This window comes from Rhodobacter capsulatus SB 1003 (assembly GCF_000021865.1).
Lineage (GTDB): Bacteria > Pseudomonadota > Alphaproteobacteria > Rhodobacterales > Rhodobacteraceae > Rhodobacter > Rhodobacter capsulatus_B.
Genome location: NC_014034.1, coordinates 1,473,480 through 1,490,383 on the forward strand (window position 1 = coordinate 1,473,480; position 16,904 = coordinate 1,490,383).

The 16,904-nt window shown below is 64.5% G+C and carries 16 protein-coding genes; 12 read left to right on the top strand and 4 right to left on the bottom strand.

Annotated features, from left to right (window positions below):
- Positions 1-32 precede the first annotated feature (32 nt).
- Together RCAP_RS06755 and RCAP_RS06760 are read right to left on the bottom strand one after the other, a co-directional pair.
- Positions 33-497, bottom strand: a complete 465-nt coding sequence (locus RCAP_RS06755) for a hypothetical protein (protein WP_013067092.1) — start codon at positions 495-497, stop codon at positions 33-35.
- A gap of 54 nt (positions 498-551) precedes the next feature.
- Positions 552-869, bottom strand: a complete 318-nt coding sequence (locus tag RCAP_RS06760; protein WP_013067093.1) for an antibiotic biosynthesis monooxygenase family protein — start codon at positions 867-869, stop codon at positions 552-554.
- Positions 870-1,200: 331 nt separating this feature from the next.
- Between RCAP_RS06760 and RCAP_RS06765 the strand changes: the two genes are divergently transcribed.
- The 4 genes from RCAP_RS06765 to RCAP_RS06780 all read left to right on the top strand — a co-directional run bounded on the left by RCAP_RS06765 (position 1,201) and on the right by RCAP_RS06780 (position 5,033).
- Positions 1,201-2,259, top strand: coding sequence for an ABC transporter substrate-binding protein (locus RCAP_RS06765; RefSeq protein WP_238530248.1), 1,059 nt, complete (start codon positions 1,201-1,203; stop codon positions 2,257-2,259).
- 70 nt (positions 2,260-2,329) lie between these two features.
- Complete coding sequence (locus tag RCAP_RS06770) at positions 2,330-3,211, top strand: ABC transporter permease (protein WP_013067095.1); 882 nt, start codon at positions 2,330-2,332, stop codon at positions 3,209-3,211.
- On the top strand, positions 3,208-3,990 hold the full coding sequence (locus tag RCAP_RS06775) for an ABC transporter permease (RefSeq protein ID WP_013067096.1): 783 nt from the start codon (positions 3,208-3,210) through the stop codon (positions 3,988-3,990). The genes RCAP_RS06770 and RCAP_RS06775 overlap by 4 nt, the downstream gene beginning before the upstream one ends.
- Positions 3,987-5,033 carry an ABC transporter ATP-binding protein gene (locus RCAP_RS06780; protein ID WP_013067097.1) on the top strand — a complete coding sequence of 349 codons (1,047 nt, stop codon included), beginning with the start codon at positions 3,987-3,989 and terminating at the stop codon, positions 5,031-5,033. Before RCAP_RS06775 ends, RCAP_RS06780 begins: the two co-directional genes overlap by 4 nt.
- Positions 5,034-5,175: 142 nt before the next feature.
- Here the strand turns inward: RCAP_RS06780 and RCAP_RS06785 are convergent, their stop codons facing one another.
- On the bottom strand, positions 5,176-6,048 hold the full coding sequence (locus tag RCAP_RS06785) for a MurR/RpiR family transcriptional regulator (protein WP_013067098.1): 873 nt from the start codon (positions 6,046-6,048) through the stop codon (positions 5,176-5,178).
- Between the two features lie 272 nt (positions 6,049-6,320).
- Between RCAP_RS06785 and RCAP_RS06790 the strand changes: the two genes are divergently transcribed.
- The 8 genes from RCAP_RS06790 (at position 6,321) to RCAP_RS06825 (ending at position 16,280) form a co-directional block, all read left to right on the top strand.
- Positions 6,321-6,827: a TRAP transporter small permease subunit gene (locus RCAP_RS06790; RefSeq protein WP_013067099.1), complete on the top strand. Its 507-nt coding sequence runs from the start codon at positions 6,321-6,323 to the stop codon at positions 6,825-6,827.
- Entirely contained in the window at positions 6,827-8,152 is a 1,326-nt protein-coding gene (locus RCAP_RS06795) for a TRAP transporter large permease (RefSeq protein ID WP_013067100.1), read from the top strand. The genes RCAP_RS06790 and RCAP_RS06795 overlap by 1 nt, the downstream gene beginning before the upstream one ends.
- A 46-nt stretch (positions 8,153-8,198) precedes the next feature.
- On the top strand, positions 8,199-9,233 hold the full coding sequence (locus RCAP_RS06800) for a TRAP transporter substrate-binding protein (protein WP_013067101.1): 1,035 nt from the start codon (positions 8,199-8,201) through the stop codon (positions 9,231-9,233).
- Between the two features lie 53 nt (positions 9,234-9,286).
- Positions 9,287-10,651 carry a glutamine synthetase family protein gene (locus tag RCAP_RS06805; RefSeq protein ID WP_013067102.1) on the top strand — a complete coding sequence of 455 codons (1,365 nt, stop codon included), beginning with the start codon at positions 9,287-9,289 and terminating at the stop codon, positions 10,649-10,651.
- Between the two features lie 40 nt (positions 10,652-10,691).
- Complete coding sequence (locus RCAP_RS06810; RefSeq protein ID WP_013067103.1) at positions 10,692-12,080, top strand: aldehyde dehydrogenase family protein; 1,389 nt, start codon at positions 10,692-10,694, stop codon at positions 12,078-12,080.
- Entirely contained in the window at positions 12,077-13,231 is a 1,155-nt protein-coding gene (locus RCAP_RS06815; protein ID WP_013067104.1) for an iron-containing alcohol dehydrogenase, read from the top strand. Before RCAP_RS06810 ends, RCAP_RS06815 begins: the two co-directional genes overlap by 4 nt.
- A gap of 167 nt (positions 13,232-13,398) precedes the next feature.
- Entirely contained in the window at positions 13,399-15,594 is a 2,196-nt protein-coding gene (locus tag RCAP_RS06820) for a YjbH domain-containing protein (RefSeq protein WP_013067105.1), read from the top strand.
- Positions 15,591-16,280, top strand: a complete 690-nt coding sequence (locus RCAP_RS06825) for a YjbF family lipoprotein (protein WP_013067106.1) — start codon at positions 15,591-15,593, stop codon at positions 16,278-16,280. Before RCAP_RS06820 ends, RCAP_RS06825 begins: the two co-directional genes overlap by 4 nt.
- Positions 16,281-16,450: 170 nt before the next feature.
- Here RCAP_RS06825 and RCAP_RS06830 read toward each other — a convergent pair whose 3' ends face one another.
- Positions 16,451-16,636 carry a hypothetical protein gene (locus tag RCAP_RS06830; protein ID WP_013067107.1) on the bottom strand — a complete coding sequence of 62 codons (186 nt, stop codon included), beginning with the start codon at positions 16,634-16,636 and terminating at the stop codon, positions 16,451-16,453.
- Positions 16,637-16,904 lie beyond the last annotated feature (268 nt).

Sequence of the window (16,904 nt, forward strand, 5' to 3'; positions counted from 1 at the left end):
CGGCGATGGCCTCGGTCAAAAAGGGCAGGGGCCTAGACCCCCAACCGCCGCCTTGCGGCGATGCGCAGATCGCGGTGCAGCGAGGAATAGGGCCAGTCCTCGGGGTGTTTCGCCAGCCCCAGCCGCACCGGCGCCTCCCAGCAGGCGGCCAGCGCCCGGTTCACCGCGGCCGCATCCGGCAGCGGCTCGATCAGGATCTCGGGCTGCCAGATTGTTTCGGGCGCCTCGGGGGCCACCCGGCCCGCGAAATCGCGGCGCAGCTGCGACCAGCGCACGGAAACCGCCCGCGGCCCCGGTGGCAGCGTCAGCACCGCATGCAGGTGATCGGGCAGAACCACCATCGCACCGCAGACGGTGGGATGGTCGGCGACCATCGCGGCCCAGGCGGCCCGCAGGTCTGCGATGTGATCGACAAGCAGACGGCTTCCAACCCGCGCGAGGCGGAGTGTGAAGAACCGGGTCTGCCCCGGAAGCGGGAATCGGTCCATGAGGCTCATGCACCGATCCTGCGCCCGCAGGGTTAACGAATCCTGAATCGGGCCGAAGCGGACCTAGAAATCGGCCGCGACCTCATACATCACCGGCTCGAAACTGCGGCACAAGGTGGCGATGTGGCGATTGCGGGTGATCATCTCGGGGCTGCGCAGCATCGCCTGATAATCGCCGCGCTTTTCCCATTTCGAATAGGTGGCGATGCGGGTGTGGGCGTCGTTCATGTGCAGCCCCGCGCCGATGAAGCCCGGCGATTTGCTGATGCACTCGGCATAGGCCGATTGCAGCGCCTCCATCAGCTCGATCGCTGTCGCGGGGGTCATCTCGAAGGTGCAGATCACCGTCTGCCCGGTGAAATCCTTGGTAATCTCGGCCATTTCATCCTCCCTTTCGGTTCGCTCCAGATCAAGAATGACGCAGTTGCCCGAAAAATCCACCCCCCGCAGCGGGGCTTGCGCGACCTGCCGCAGCGGCAAGCTCGCGTTCCGGCTGAATGTGACGGATCGATAACAGAAATGTTGCAAGCGGCTGGTTTTCGGGCAAGTCTTCGCCTGTCGGCCACGACCGACCGCCGGGGGCCTGGCTGTCAACAGACTGTCACAGAACGCGCCTAGGTGCTGGCTGGTGCCCATAGTGGGCCCAACCTTCCGATAACGGGGAGAGAGACAGATGAAACCGATGCACGTCCTTGCCGGTGCGGCTTTGCTGATGGCCACGACGGCGCTTGTTCACGCCGAGGATCTGGCCGCGCTGGAAGCTGCCGCCAAGGCCGAAGGCCAGCTGACGACGATCGCGCTGCCGCATGACTGGTGCGGCTACGGCGCGGTGATCGAGGGCTTCAAGGCCAAGTATCCCGACATCAAGGTGAACGAGCTGAACCCCGACGCCGGTTCGGCCGACGAGCTGGAGGCGATTCGCGCCAACAAGGGCAACACCGGCCCGCAGGCCCCCGACGTGATCGACGTCGGCCTGTCCTTTGGCCCGCAAGCCAAGGAAGAGGGGCTGATCCAGCCCTACAAGGTCTCGACCTGGGACGAGATCCCGGCCGAAATCAAGGATGCCGACGGCTACTGGTATGGCGATTACTATGGCGTCATGTCCTTCATGGTGAACAAGGATCTGGTGCCGACCCCGCCCGCCGACTGGGCCGATCTGCTGAAATCGGACTATGCCGGTCAGGTGGCGCTGGCGGGCGATCCGCGCGCCTCGAACCAGGCGATCCTGGCGGTTCTGGCGGCGGGCATGGCGAATGGCGGTGCTGCGGGGGCCGAAGCCGGTGCCAAGGGGCTTGATTACTTCAAGGCGATGAACGACGCGGGCAATTTCGTGCCGGTCATCGGCAAGGCCGGCACGCTGGCGCAGGGGGCCACGCCGATCGTGGTGATGTGGGACTACAACGCGCTGTCGGCGCGCGACACTCTCAAGGGCAACCCGCCGGTCGAGGTGGTGGTGCCGCAAACCGGCGTTCTGGCGGGCGTCTATGTGCAGGCGATCTCGGCCTATGCGCCGCATCCGAATGCCGCGAAACTCTGGATGGAATATCTCTATTCGGATGAAGGTCAGAACCTCTGGCTGAAGGGCTATTGCCACCCGGCGCGCTTCAACGCGATGTCGGCGGCGGGCAAGGTTCCGGCTGACCTGCTGGCGGCGCTGCCCCCGGCGGAAGCCTATGCCAAGGCCTATTTCCCGAGCCTGGACGAACAGGCCGCCAACAAGGCCGCCGTCACCGAGGGCTGGGACAAGGTCGTGGGCGCCAACGTCCAGTAACCGGCTCGCAAGACCGTGCCGCCTCCGGGGTCCCCGGGGGCGGTTTTCCCGCTCTCGACCAAGGGCCGCCGTGACCGACACATCCCCCCCCGCCGCCCCGTCCCGCCGACGGTTGAGCCTTGCCTGGCTGGGCATCGTTCCCTTCGCGCTCTTCGTGGGCCTGTTCCTGATCGCGCCGACGATGAAGATCGTGATCGGTGCCTTTCAACGCGCCGATGGCAGTTTCACCTTTGAAAACCTGATCGGGCTTTTCACCCCCTCGATCCTGGCGAGCTACTGGATCTCGATCAAGATTTCCGTGGCCTCGGCGGCTTTGGGGGCGCTGATCGGCTTTCTGATGGCCGCCGCGATGGTGCTGGGCGGGCTGCCGCGGGTCATCCGCGCGCCGCTGCTGACCTTTTCCGGCGTCGCCTCGAACTTCGCGGGGGTGCCGCTCGCCTTCGCCTTTCTGGCGACGCTGGGGCCGCTGGGCCTGGTCACCGTCTGGCTGCGCACCGAATTCGGCATCAACCTGCGCGCTTACGGCTTCAACATCCTGTCGTTCTGGGGCCTGACGATCACCTATATCTTCTTTCAGATCCCGCTGATGATCCTGATCATCACCCCGGCGCTGGACGGGCTGAAACGCGAATGGCGCGAGGCGGCGCAATCGCTTGGCGCAAGTGCCGTGCAATACTGGACCTCGGTCGCGCTGCCGATCCTGTTTCCGTCGCTTCTGGGCACCTTTGCGCTGCTCTTCGCCAATGCCTTCGGCGCCGTCGCCACCGCCATCGCGCTGACGGGGTCCAGCCTGAACATCGTGCCGATCATGCTGTTTGCGCAGATCCGCGGTGACGTTCTGGGCAATCCGCATCTGGGCTATGCGATGGCCTTCGGCATGATCCTGATCACCGCGCTGGCCAATATCCTTTACATCTGGCTCAGGATGCGCTCCGAAAGGTGGCTGAAATGAAAGTTGCCGCCGCCTGGGCCATCTTCCTTCTGGGCATGGCCTATTTCATCCTGCCGCTGGTCGGGCTTGTCGAATTCTCGCTGTCGATGACGCGGGGCGAATACAGCCTTGAGGCTTACCGCGTCGTCTTTGCCGATCCGCGCTTTCGCGACACCTTTTCCTATTCGGTGCTGATGGCGGTCTTGACCATCGTCTTCGGCGTCGTGCTGGTGGTGCCGACGGCGTTCTGGGTGCGGCTCAAGCTGCCGCATTGGCGCCCGGTGATCGAATTCGTCACCCTGCTGCCGCTCGTCATCCCGGCCATCGTCATCGTCTTCGGCTATATCCGGCTTTACAACACCTCGAGCTGGCTGCCGCTGACCGGCACGACATCGGGCACCAACCTGCTGCTTCTGTTCGGCTATGCGACGCTGAGCCTGCCCTACATGTATCGCGCCATCGACACCGGGCTGCGCACCATCGATGTGGCGACGCTGACGGAAGCCGCGCAATCGCTTGGCGCGGGCTGGGGCACGATCCTGGCGCGGGTGATCCTGCCCAATGTGCTCGTTTCGGTGCTTTCGGGCGCCTTCGTCACCTTTGCCATCGTCATGGGCGAATTCACCCTTGCGGCGCTTTTGGACCGTCCGGCCTTCGGGCCCTATCTGCAACTGATGGGGGCCAACCGCGCCTATGAGCCGTTCGCGCTTGCCACCATCGCCTTCATCATCACCTGGGCCTGCATGGGGCTGATCCAGCTCGTCACCCGGTTCACCAAACACGACAAGGCCCCGCGATGAGCTATCTTGCGCTGACCCATCTGGAGAAAAGCTTCGGCACGCTGCGCGTGGTGAAGGACTTCAACCTGACCGTCGAAAAGGGCGAGTTCATCTCGCTTCTGGGCCCCTCGGGCTGCGGGAAAACCACCGTGCTGCGCATGGTGGCGGGGTTCGAGACGCCGACGACCGGGACGATCTCGATCGCGGGCAAGGAGGTGACGGATCTCAAGCCGAACCAGCGCAATATCGGCATGGTGTTTCAGGCCTATGCGCTGTTCCCGAACCTGACCGTGGCGCAGAACGTCGGCTTCGGGCTCAAGGTCAAGGGCACGCCGCGCGCGCAGATCGCGAAACGGGTCGAGGAGATGCTGGCGCTGATCGGCCTGCCCGAGCTGGGCAACCGCTATCCGTTCCAGCTTTCGGGCGGCCAGCAGCAGCGCGTGGCGCTGGCCCGCGCGCTGGCGCCGAAACCCTCGGTGCTGCTGCTCGATGAGCCGCTGTCGGCGCTGGATGCCAAGGTGCGGGTGTCGCTTCGCAACGAGATCCGGGCGATCCAGCGCGAATTGGGCATCACCACGATCTTCGTGACCCATGACCAGGAAGAGGCGCTTTCGATGTCGGACCGGGTCGTCGTGATGCACGAAGGCATCGCCGATCAGGTCGGCACGCCCTTTGACATCTACAACCGCCCCGCCACCCGCTTTGTCGCGGGCTTCGTCGGCACGCTGAACACGCTTGACGTGCAGGTGCTGGACGCCGCCACGGGCCGGGTGCGGCTGGGCGCGACCGAGATTGCCCTGGCCCGGCCGCTGCCCCCCGGCGCGGTGACGCTGGGCCTGCGCCCCGAGGCGGTGACGCTGGGGCAGGGCAACCACGACACGCGGCTGACCGCGACGATCCGCGAGGTCGATTTCCTTGGCTCGGTGATCCGGCTGCGTGCCGATCTGGCGGGCCAGCCCATCGCCTTTGACACGTTCAACAACAGCCATGCCGCGCCGCCGCAGGTGGGGACCGAGGTCACGCTCGGCCTCAATGCGGCCGATCTGCTGGTGATCGGCGCCTGAGGGCGGGGGCGCTGCCCCCGCACCCCCGGGATATTTGGAGCAAGATGAAAGCACGATCTGCGGTTTTCATTTATCTTGCTTCAAATATCCCGGGGGGTGAATTGGCCGAGAGGGCAAGAGGGGGCAGCGCCCCCTCCTTTCCTTACTTGCGGCCGCGAAAGAACCGCGCGCGTTCGTAAAGTGCTTCCAGCCGCGCCATCCGCTCTGCGGTGCTTTGCCAGGTCAGATCCTGCACCGCCGCCATCAGCGTCTCGACCAGAAGCTGGATCGCCACCGTGCTGTCCCAGGCCGAGGGCACCTCGACCTGAACCGAGAACCGATAACGCGCATGCGCCGCCGCGGGGCTGATCCAGGGGTCGGTGACCAGCACCACCTCGGCCCCTTGTTCGGCTGCCATTTCAACCAGTTGCAGCACGTTGTTCTCATAGCGGCGGATGTCGAAAGCCAGCAGGACATCGCCCCGGCGCATCTCCAGGAGTGCGGGCGGCCAGGCGTTCGAGACCGGCATCAGCAGCTCCACCTCGGGCCGGATCACCTTCATGTGGGTGACGAAATATTCCGCCATGGCAAGCGTGATCCGGCCGCCGGTGGCAAAGACCTTGCGCGCGGGATCGGCCATCAGATGCGCCGCGGCGTCGAAATCCTGCTGGTCGATCTGCGCCAGCGTCGCCTGCAGATTGCCCAGAACCGCATCGGCGAAGCGGTTCAGCACATGGCCCTCGGGCGCCCGCGCCGACCAGCGGTCGTGTTTCGAAAGCGGACCTTCGAGCCGCGCCTCCAGCTCGTCGCGCACCGCCCCCTGCAGCCCCGGATAGCCGCCAAAGCCCATCTTCTGCGCCAGCCGCACCACCGTGGGCGAGCTGACCTGCGCCGCCCGCGCCAGCTGCGTCACCGAGCCCAGAAGCGCCAGCGGATAATGGCGCAGCACATGGCCCGCCAGTTGCCGTTCCGCGCGCGTCATCGTGTCGATCGCGCCGCGCAGCTGCTCCTCGATCGTGGCCTTGCCTGCCGCCAAAACGGGCACCTCGCTGCGGCAAAGGCGGTTTGCCCCTGCCGAACAGATTGTAACAGAATTGCTTCCCCTGAAATGAAGTTGACAGTTTCTTGCGTCCGGTCAAGCCTGCATCACAGGAGATCGCAGAATCGCCGTCAAGACCAGGGAGCCAGGGTGGAAGAACCGACAAAAGGCGCGGTCGTCATCACCGGATGCGCGGCGGCGGACCGCCGCGCCCGGAGGCGGCCTGCCGCGGCGCCGATGCAACCGCGTGCAACAAAGGAGGCCGCCTGATGCCCCGTGTCCTTGTCGCCTATGTGCATTTCATTGACGGGCTGAACCGGCGCGTCGGCCGGTTCGCGATGTATCTGCTGTACGTCATCATGGCGATCATGATCGTCTCGATGCTGACCAAGGCCGCGCATGTCCCGGCGCTCTGGACGCTGGAAATGGCGCAGTTCACGCTGGTCGCCTATTACATGCTGGGGGCGCCCTTTGCGCTGCAGACCGACGTGAACGTGCGGATGGATCTGATCTACGGGCGGTTTTCGCACAAGGGGCGGGCGCTGACCGATGTCTTCACCGTCTTCTGCCTGATGTTCTATCTGGGCGTGATGCTCTATGGCGCCTTTGACAGCACGGTCTATTCCTTTGAAATGTCGGAACGAAATCCGACCGCCTGGCGCCCGGTGCTGTGGCCGATCAAGTCGATCATCACGCTTGCCTTCGGGCTGATGCTGCTGCAGGCGGTCGCGCTGCTGATCCGCGATGTCGCCACCCTGCGCGGAGTGAAACTCTGATGGATTACAACACCATTGCCGCGTTGATGTTCTCGTCGATGCTGTTGATGATGCTGACCGGCCAGCGTGTCTTTGGCGCCATCGGCGTGGTCGCCGTGGTCGCCGCGCTGGCGCTTTGGGGGCAGGGCGGGTCCGACATGGGCTTTTCCGCGGTGATGAAGCTGATGAAATGGACCGCGCTGCTGACGCTGCCGATGTTCGTCTTCATGGGCTATGTGATGAGCGAAACCCGGCTGGCCGAGGATCTGTACCGGATGTTTCACGTCTGGTTCGGGCCGCTGCCGGGGGGGCTGGCGATCGGCACGGTGATGCTGATGGTGCTGATTTCGGCGATGAACGGGCTTTCGGTCGCGGGCATGGCCATTGGCGCCACCATCGCGCTGCCCGAACTGCAGCGGCGCGGCTATGACAAGCTGATGATTTCGGGCGTGATTCAGGCGGGCTCCAGCCTTGGCATCCTGATCCCGCCCTCGGTCGTGCTGGTGCTTTACGCGATGATCGCGCGTCAGCCGGTGTCGAATCTCTGGCTTGCCGGGATCGTCCCGGGGCTTTTGATGGCGGCGCTGTTCATCCTTTACATCGTCATCCGCACCTGGGCGAACCCGGCGCTGGCGCCGCGGATGTCGGCCGAGGAACGCGCCGCGATCACCCGGGCCGAGAAATTCAGCCTGCTGCGGGCGGGGTTGCTGCCGGTCTTCATCTTCGTCGCGATGATGGTTCCCTTCATCAACGGCTGGGCCAGCCTGACCGAGACCTCGGTGATCGGCGTGGCGGCGACCGTGCTGGTCGCCTGGGGCAAGGGCCGGATGAGCTGGTATGTGCTGGAGACCGCGACGAAACAGACGCTGCTGATCACCGTGATGTTCATGATGATCATCACCGCGGCGCTGTCCTTTGGCGCGGTCTTTGACGGGCTTGGCGCGGGCCGGTCGATCCAGAGCTTCTTCACCGAGGATCTGGGGCTGGCGCCCTGGCAGATTCTGGTGCTGATGCAGGTCAGCTTCCTGATCATGGGGATGTTTTTGGACGATACCGCGATGCTGGTCATCGTCGCCCCGGTTTATGTCAGCCTTGCCAAGGCCTTGGGTTTCGATCTGATCTGGTATGGCGTGCTTTATACCATCACCTGCCAGATCGCCTACCTCACGCCGCCCTTTGGCTATAATCTGTTCCTGATGAAGGCGCTGGCGCCGCCGGACTACACGCTTCCGGTGATCTACCGCTCGGTCTGGCCCTTTGTTCTGGTGATGGTGCTGACGCTTGTGCTGATCATGGTGTTTCCGCAAATCGCGCTTTGGCTGCCGCAGGCGATGCTGGGGCGCTGACACGAACGACCCCGAAAATGGGGCATCAACCGACAAGGAGAGAAAGATGACGACGACGAGACGGACCTTCCTCACCACCGGCGCGGTGGGTGTTGCGGCGGGGCTGGCCACGCCCGCGCTGGCGCAATCGGCGCCGATCAAATGGCGGCTGCAGACCTATGCCGGCACGGTGCTGGCCGAGCAGGTGGTGAAACCGGCCATCGACGCTTTCAACACCATCGCGAATGGCCAGATGGAGATCGAGCTTTACACCTCGGACCAGCTGGTGCCGACGGGCGAGCTGTTCCGCGCGATGCAAAACGGCACCATCGATGCGGTGCAGTCGGATGATGACTCCATGGCCTCGCCCACGGAAGTCACGGTGTTCGGCGGCTATTTCCCGCTGGCCTTGCGCTATTCGCTCGATGTGCCTGCGCTTTTCAACGAATGGGGTCTCGATCAGATCTGGAAGGAAGAATACGCCAAGGTCGGCATCAAGCATATCTCGGCGGGGTCGTGGGACCCGTGCAACTTCAACATGAAGGAGCCGGTGAAGTCGCTCGCCGATCTGTCGGGCAAGCGCGTCTTCACCTTCCCGACCGCCGGGCGGTTCCTGGCGCAGTTCGGTGTCATCCCGGTCACGCTGCCCTGGGAAGATGTCGAAGTCGCGCTGCAGACGGGCGAGCTGGACGGTCTGGCCTGGTCGGGCATCACCGAGGATTACACCGCGGGCTGGTCGAAGGTCGCGCCCTATTTCCTGACCAACAACATCTCGGGCGCCTGGATCGGGCATTTCTTCGCCAATATGGAGCGCTGGAACGCCCTGCCGCCGCATCTGCAACAGCTGATGCAGACCTGTTTCGACCAGTCGCATTACCGCCGTCAGTGGTGGTATTGGGCGGGCGAAGCGAAATTGCGCGTCGAGGGTGCCGACATGACGCTGACCTCGCTTCCGCCCGAGGATTATGCGAAAATCGAGGAAGCCGCGCATAAATTCTGGGACGAGATCGCCACTGAGAGCCCGCTCAAGGCGAAGGTGGTCGAGATCATCAAGAAATACAACGACACGATGGTCAAGGCCGGCGTGCCCTATCGCTACTGATCGGTGGGGCCGGGGCACCCCCGGCCCTTTCCCCGCCCGAATAGGAGAGAGAGATGCCCGCTAACCTGACCTTTGCCGCGCTGACCGATGCCGTCGCGAAGGGCGAGATCGACACTGTCATCACCTGCCTCTGCGACATGCAGGGCCGCTTGCAGGGCAAGCGTTTCCACGCCGCGCATTTTCTGGAAAGCGCGCATGAGGAGACGCATTGCTGCAACTATCTGCTGGCGACCGACATGGAGATGATCACCGTGCCGGGCTACAAGGCGTCTTCATGGTCGCGCGGCTATGGCGATTATGTGATGAAGCCGGATCTGGCGACCTTGCGACGGATCCCTTGGGCGCCAGGCACGGCTTTGGTGATGTGCGATGTACTGGATCATCACACGCATGAGCTGGTTGCCCATGCGCCGCGCACGGTCTTGAAACGGCAGATCGAACGCGCGAAAGCCATGGGCTTTGACGTGATGATGGCGACCGAGCTTGAATTCTTCCTGTTCGAGGAAAGCTTTCCGGCGCTGTTTGACGCGGGCTATCCGCTGCCCACGCCGATGGCGCGCTATAACGTGGACTACAACCTGATGGGCTCGGCGCGGGATGAGAAAATCATGCGCGACATCCGCAACAAGCTTTATGGCGCGGGGATCCCGATCGAATGCTCGAAGGGCGAGGCCGAGGCCGGTCAGGAAGAGATCAACGCGAAATATTCGGACGCGCTTGATACCGCCGACATGCACAGCCTGATCAAGCTTGGCGTGAAGGAAATCGCGCAAAGCCACGGGGCCAGTGTCACCTTCATGGCGAAATACGATCACCGCAAGGCGGGGTCTTCAAGCCATATCCACCAGTCGCTGTGGAAGGACGACAAGAACGCCTTTCACGACCCCGCGGCCGAACATGGGATGAGCGCGGTGATGCGGCATTTCCTGGCCGGGCAGCTGGCGTTTTCGCGCGACATCGCCGTGTTCCTGGCGCCTTACATGAACAGTTACAAGCGCTTCTGCGTCGGCATGTTCGCGCCCACAAAGGCGGTCTGGTCGCTGGACAACCGCACCGCGGGCTATCGCATCTGCGGCGAGAACACCAAGTCCGTCCGCGTCGAATGCCGCATCGGCGGCGCCGATCTGAACCCCTATCTGGCCTGCGCGGCGCTTCTGGCGGCGGGGCTGGAAGGGATCGAACAGATGCTCGATCCGGGCCAGCCGGTGAACGGCGATCTTTATCAGTCCGAGACCGCGCCGGAAATTCCGCGCTCGCTGATCGAGGCGGCCGAGGCGCTGAAGGATTCCTCTTTCCTCTCGCGCGTGCTGGGGGCAGAGGTGGTGGAGCATTATTATCACGCCGCGCGCTGGGAAATCGAGGAAAGCCTGCGCGTCGTGACCGATTGGGAACGGCACCGCGGCTTCGAGCGGGCGTAACGGGTTCACGGGGGCGAAGGCGCCCCAAAGGAAGGTCGACATGACGAAGATGATCCAATGTATCTCGCCGGTGGATGGGCGGGTCTATGCGGAGCGCCCGGCGCTGACGCTGGCCGAGGCCGAGGCGGTTGCCGCGCGTGCCCGGGCGGCGCAGCCCGATTGGGCGGCGCGGCCGCTTGAAGACCGCATCGCGCTGGTCAAGGCCGGGGTGGCGAAGCTGAACGAGATGAAAGACCGCGTGGTCGAGGAACTGGCCTGGCAGATGGGCCGCCCGACGCGTTTTGGCGGCGAATTCGGCGGCGTCAATGACCGCACCAATTACATGGCCGAGATCGCCGAAAAGACCCTTGCGGCCACCGTGGTCGAGGACAGCGAGAAATTCCGCCGTACCCTTGCGCGCGAACCCGTGGGCGTCGTCTTCATCATCGCGCCGTGGAACTATCCCTACCTCACCACGATCAACACGCTGGTTCCGGCGCTGATCGCGGGCAACACCGTCGTTTTGAAACACGCCACCCAAACCATGCTGGTGGGCGAGCGTCTGGTCGAGGCCTTTGTCGAGGCGGGCGTGCCCGAGGACGTGTTCCAGAATGTCTATCTGACCCATGACGTGACCGAGGAGCTGCTGCAAAACCGCGCCTTCAATTTCGTCAACTTCACCGGCTCGGTCGGCGGCGGGGCGGCGATCGAACGCGCCGCGGCGGGCACCTTTACCGGGCTGGGGCTGGAACTGGGCGGCAAGGATCCGGGCTATGTGATGGAGGACGCCGATCTGGACGCCGCCGTCGACAGCCTGATGGACGGGGCGATGTTCAACGCCGGTCAGTGCTGCTGCGGCATTGAGCGGATCTATGTCCATGAAAGCCTCTATGACGCTTTCGTCGAAAAGGCGGTGGCCTGGGTTAAGGCCTTGAAACTGGGCAATCCTTTCGATCAGGCGACGACGCTTGGCCCGATGGCGAACAAGCGTTTCGCCCATGTCGTGCGCGAGCAGGTGGCCGAAGCCATCGCCGAAGGGGCTGTGGCGCTGATCGACCCGGCGCTCTTCCCCGAAGATGACGGCGGCGCTTACCTCGCCCCGCAGATCCTGGTGAATGTGAACCACGAAATGCGGGTGATGCGCGAGGAAAGCTTCGGCCCGGTCGTCGGCATCATGCCGGTGTCGGGCGACGAGGAAGCCATCGCGGCGATGAATGACAGCCCTTACGGCCTGACCTGCTCGCTTTGGACGCAGGATGTCGAGCGCGCGGCTGCCATCGGCGCGCGGATCGAGACCGGCACCGTCTTCATGAACCGCTGCGACTATCTGGACCCGGCCCTGTGCTGGACCGGCTGCAAGGACACCGGCCGCGGCGCGGCGCTGTCGGCCCTTGGCTATCATTCGGTCACGCGGCCGAAATCCTACCATCTGAAGAAGGTGACGAAATGAGCGTTCCGAACAGAAACTGGAACTACCCGACGCCGATCAAATTCGGCTGCGGCCGGATCGCCGAACTGGCCGATCACTGCAAGGCGGTGGGCATCACCAAGCCGCTTCTGGTGACCGACAAGGCACTGGCCAGCCTGCCGATCACGCGCCAAGCGCTTGATGTCATGGACAAGGGCGGACTGGGCCGGGCGGTGTTCTCGGACGTCGATCCGAACCCGAACGAGGGCAACATGGCCGCGGGCATCGCCGTCTACAAGGCGGGCGGCCATGACGGGGTGATCTGTTTCGGCGGCGGCTCGGCGCTGGATCTGGGCAAGATGATCGCGCTGATGGCCGATCAGCGGCCGGATCTGTCGGTCTGGGATCTGGAGGATGTGGACGACTGGTACACCCGGGCGGATGCGACGAAAATCGCGCCGATCGTCGCCGTGCCGACGACCGCGGGGACGGGGTCCGAAGTCGGCCGGGCGGGCGTGTTGACGAATTCCGTCACCCACAAGAAGAAGATCATCTTCCACCCGAAACTGATGCCCGCGGTCACCATCTGCGACCCGGAGCTGACGGTGGGTATGCCCGCCTTCATCACCGCGGGGACCGGCATGGATGCGCTGGCCCATTGCCTCGAGGCCTATTGCAGCCCCTTCTATCACCCGATGTCGCAGGGCATCGCGCTCGAAGGGATGCGGCTGGTCTTTGAAAACCTGCCCAAGGTCTACAAGGACCCGCAGGATATCGAGGCCCGTGCCCATATGATGTCGGCCGCCGCGATGGGCGCCGTGGCCTTCCAGAAAGGTCTTGGCGCGATCCATTCGCTGAGCCACCCGGTGGGCGCGGTTTACGGCACCCATCACGGCACGACGAATGCCTGCGTGATGCCGATGGTGCTTGATTACAACCGCGCCGCCATCGAAGAGCGGATCGAGAAAGCCGCCGCCTATATCGGCATCCCGGGCGGGTTTGACGGCTTCCGCGCCGCGGTCGTGGCCCTGAACGCCAGCCTCAAGATCCCGGAAACGCTGACGAAAATGGGCGTGAAGCCGGAAGATCTGGACATGCTGACCGAGATGGCGCTGGAAGATCCCTCTTGCGGCGGCAACCCGACCCCGATGACGCGCGAAAACACCCGCGCGCTTTTCGACGCCTGCATGTAAGCCCGAGGCCCGGCGGTCTTGCACCGCCGGGCCCCCACCCTTGGCGGCATCCCCCACAGGTTGCGGCTTTCCTGCCATTCCCCCACATTCCTGCCACAATCGCTGCGTTTCGCTCTCGTCTCGAAACGGAAAACGGGTATAACGGGGAAAAGATTTGGGAGATCCTCGTGCAGACTGCGATTGCGCCCGTGACGCAACAGGGAAAATCCGGCCTTGGCCGCTGGCTGTCGGCCACAAGCCTTGTCGTCCTTGCCGCGGCCCTTGGCGCGGCGCCTGCGCTGGCCGATCCGCTGGTCGGCAAGACGCGCAACACCTTCGGCATGCCCGGCGTGCTCGACATGCCCTCGGCCGAGATGTTCCCCGATGGCGAATTGGGCATCGGCCTGACCGTGCTGGATGACGGCACCTCGCGCGCGACGCTGACCTTTCAGATCGCCCCCTCGCTGGTCGGCGCCTTCCGCTATTCGCGCGTGCCCGGGCTGATGCCGGTCAAGGACGACAACGACAAGGAAACCGGCGCCTATACCGCGCTTTACGACCGCTCCTTCGACATCCGCTGGCAGATGCTGGAGGAGGGGCGGTGGCGGCCCGCCGTCGCGGTGGGGATGAACGATTTCGTCGGCACCGGCGTCTATTCCTCGGAATATATCGTCGCCACGAAAAGCTTTGGCGACCGGCTGCGGGTCTCGGGCGGTCTGGGCTGGGGGCGGCTCGGCTCGCATGGCTCGATCGGCTCGATCGGGACGCGGCCGGACTATGACTACGGCTCGCTGGGCGGCGAATTCAACGGCAAGAGCTGGTTCCGCGGCGATGTCGCGCCCTTCTTCGGCCTGTCTTATGCGATGACCGACCGGCTGACGCTGAAGGCGGAATATTCCTCGGACGCCTATGAAAAGGAAACCGCCGACAGCCCGCCCAATGGCGACTGGGAACGGCGCAGCTCGGTCAATATCGGCGCCGATTACCAGCTGGGCGCCTTCACCCACATGCAGTTCTTCTACATGCATGGCGACAAGTTCGGCTTCCAGATCACCCGCGCGATCAACCCGCAGGAGCCGCCCTTTGCCTCCGGCATCGAAAAGGCGCCGCTGCCGGTGCAGCCGCGCCCGCCCGTCTCCGCCGACCGGCTGGGCTGGTCGGGGGAATGGAGCAAGGATCCGACCGCGCAGCCCGCCATTCAGGGCGCGCTGGCGCAGTCCCTTGAAAAGGACGGGCAGGTGCTGGAATCGATGTCGCTGACCGCGACCCGGGCCGAGCTGCGCATCCGCAACATGACCTATGGCGCGCAGCCGCAGGCGATCGGCCATGCCGCCCGGACCGCCACCCGCGCCCTGCCGCCCTCGGTCGAGACGATCACCATCACCTCGGTCGAACGCGGTCTGGCGATTTCCTCGGTCACCTTCCATCGCCGCGATCTGGAGCGGCTGGAAAACACCCGCGCGCTCGATATCCTGCCTTCGACCACGATCACCGCGGCGGATGCGCATGATCCGGCGCAGGTGCGCACCGCCGATCTTTATCCGCGCTTCCGCTGGGGCCTGACGCCCTATGCCGAGGCCTCGATCTTCGACCCCGACAACCCGCTGCGCGCCGATTTCGGCGCCCAGCTTTCGGCGAAATTCGAACTGGCGCCGGGCCTCGTGATGTCGGGCCTGGTCCGGCAGAAGGTGGCGGGCAACCTTGATAACTCCACCCGGGTTTCGGACTCGGTGGTGCAGCATGTGCGCTCGGATCTGGTCGAATATCAGCGCGAGGGCGATCTGGCGCTGCAATATCTGACCGTCAGCCATTACGGCCAGCCGCTGCCCAATGTCTTTTCGCGGCTGACGGTGGGCTATCTGGAACGGATGTATGGCGGGGTTTCGGGCGAAATGCTGTGGAAGCCCGTCGACAGCCGTCTGGCGCTGGGGCTCGAGGCGAACTGGGTGAAGCAGCGCGATTTCGACCAGCATTTCGGCTTTCAGGACTATGACACCGCCACCGGCCATGTCTCGGCCTATTACGATTTCGGCCGCGGCTATGTCGGCGAATTGCATGTCGGCCGCTATCTGGCGCAGGACTGGGGCGGCACGATCGAGCTTGACCGGCAGTTCGAAAACGGCTGGAAGGTCGGCGCCTTTGCGACGATCACCGACATGTCCTCGGAGGATTATGGCGAGGGCTCGTTCGACAAGGGCATCCGGCTGACGATTCCGGTCGCCTGGAGTACCGGCAAGCCCTCGGTCAACACGCTGAAGACGACGATCCGTCCGTTGCAACGGGACGGCGGCGCGCGGCTGGATATCGACGGACGGTTGTTCGACACCGTCCACGGCGCGCAGACCGGCTCGCTTTACAACGAATGGGGGAGATTCTGGCGATGACGAAGATGCGTCGGGCCGGAATGGCCGCGCTGGCGCTTGTTGCCGGGCTGGCGGCTTGCGGCACGGATCAGACCCGTCTGGAAACCGGGCGCGAGGCGACGGCCGAGGTCAAGGCGCTGCTGCGCGGGCTGGTTCACCGCGGGCCGAGGGGCGCGGCCCCCGATCCGCAGCAGATCGCGCGCGAGGCGCTGGCGGCGAATGCGGGGCCGCTGATGCTGGTCTCGCTCGAGGCGACGAAATCCACCTCGGTGTTCGGGCTGCGCGGCGAGAACAACGGCATGCGGACCTGGCTCTCGCCCTCGGGGCAGGGGGTGATCACCCGCGGCGGCATTCTGGCGGGCACCCGCGGCTTTGGCAACGATCTGATGTCGTCCGATATCGGGCCGCTGATCGGCGCGGTGCAGGGGCGGCGCACGACCGCGTTGAAGATCGAGCTGCGCTATCTGGACGGGCTGGGCAAGGAGCGGCCGCTGCCGTTGGACTGCCGGACCGGCACCGCCGCGCCCACCGGCTATGATTTCGCCGGGATGCGGTTCGAGGGCACGCCGGTGGCCGTGCATTGCGAGGGCTACGGCTTCACGTTCGACAACAGCTATATCGTCTCGGGGGCGGGCACGGTTCTGTCCTCGCGGCAATGGATCGGGCCGCGGCTGGGCTATCTGACCCTGCAATCGCTGCGCAACTGATCCCGCGCGACACCGCGCGACCGACAGGACAAGGGGCGCCCCGCGGGGCGCCCCTTTGTCGTCTGATGGTCTTTGGGGATCGGTCTTTGTCCGGCGCGGCGGTCGGCGCAAAGCAAAAGGCCGGAAAGCGCAAGCTTTCCGGCCGTATCAGGCAAGCCTGATCGTCGAAATCAGTTCGACGAGGCAGCCACGGCAACGCCGACGAGCAGCAGAGCCGGGATCAGGATGCCGGCGTTCGACGACGAGGTGCCGGCGACGACCGGGGTCGATTCGACGACCGGGGCGGTGTAGCCGCCAGCGAAAGCGGTCGAAGCCGAGAGGCCGAGGGCCAGGGCGATGGTAGCGATCTTTTTCATGTCAATCTCCGTCATTGCTGTAGAGAGCCGCCAAGCCCGGCAGCATCATGGCGAGAAAAGCATATGAGCCGCTAAATGCAAAGGGGAATTCTGGACCTCTTCCACATGGGTCGGACAAAGTGTTGCACTTTCGCACCCCCTTGCGGCGGGGCGGATGCTGCAAAGCGGCATCGGGCCCGGGCGGCCCCGCAAGCGGCGTGAAAAATCACCGTTTTTCGAACGGTTGCAAACTTTCGCCGCAGCGTGGCGAAGGGTGGATTGACTTCGC

Coding starts and splice junctions, on each gene's coding strand:
- RCAP_RS06780 (WP_013067097.1), top strand. CDS start 3,987: ATGAGCTATCTTGCGCTGACCCATCTGGAGAAAAGCTTCGGCACGCTG.
- RCAP_RS06830 (WP_013067107.1), bottom strand. CDS start 16,636: ATGAAAAAGATCGCTACCATCGCCCTGGCCCTCGGCCTCTCGGCTTCG.
- RCAP_RS06795 (WP_013067100.1), top strand. CDS start 6,827: ATGGATTACAACACCATTGCCGCGTTGATGTTCTCGTCGATGCTGTTG.
- RCAP_RS06775 (WP_013067096.1), top strand. CDS start 3,208: ATGAAAGTTGCCGCCGCCTGGGCCATCTTCCTTCTGGGCATGGCCTAT.
- RCAP_RS06825 (WP_013067106.1), top strand. CDS start 15,591: ATGACGAAGATGCGTCGGGCCGGAATGGCCGCGCTGGCGCTTGTTGCC.
- RCAP_RS06800 (WP_013067101.1), top strand. CDS start 8,199: ATGACGACGACGAGACGGACCTTCCTCACCACCGGCGCGGTGGGTGTT.
- RCAP_RS06765 (WP_238530248.1), top strand. CDS start 1,201: ATGGCCACGACGGCGCTTGTTCACGCCGAGGATCTGGCCGCGCTGGAA.
- RCAP_RS06755 (WP_013067092.1), bottom strand. CDS start 497: ATGAGCCTCATGGACCGATTCCCGCTTCCGGGGCAGACCCGGTTCTTC.
- RCAP_RS06805 (WP_013067102.1), top strand. CDS start 9,287: ATGCCCGCTAACCTGACCTTTGCCGCGCTGACCGATGCCGTCGCGAAG.
- RCAP_RS06810 (WP_013067103.1), top strand. CDS start 10,692: ATGACGAAGATGATCCAATGTATCTCGCCGGTGGATGGGCGGGTCTAT.
- RCAP_RS06790 (WP_013067099.1), top strand. CDS start 6,321: ATGCCCCGTGTCCTTGTCGCCTATGTGCATTTCATTGACGGGCTGAAC.
- RCAP_RS06760 (WP_013067093.1), bottom strand. CDS start 869: ATGGCCGAGATTACCAAGGATTTCACCGGGCAGACGGTGATCTGCACC.
- RCAP_RS06815 (WP_013067104.1), top strand. CDS start 12,077: ATGAGCGTTCCGAACAGAAACTGGAACTACCCGACGCCGATCAAATTC.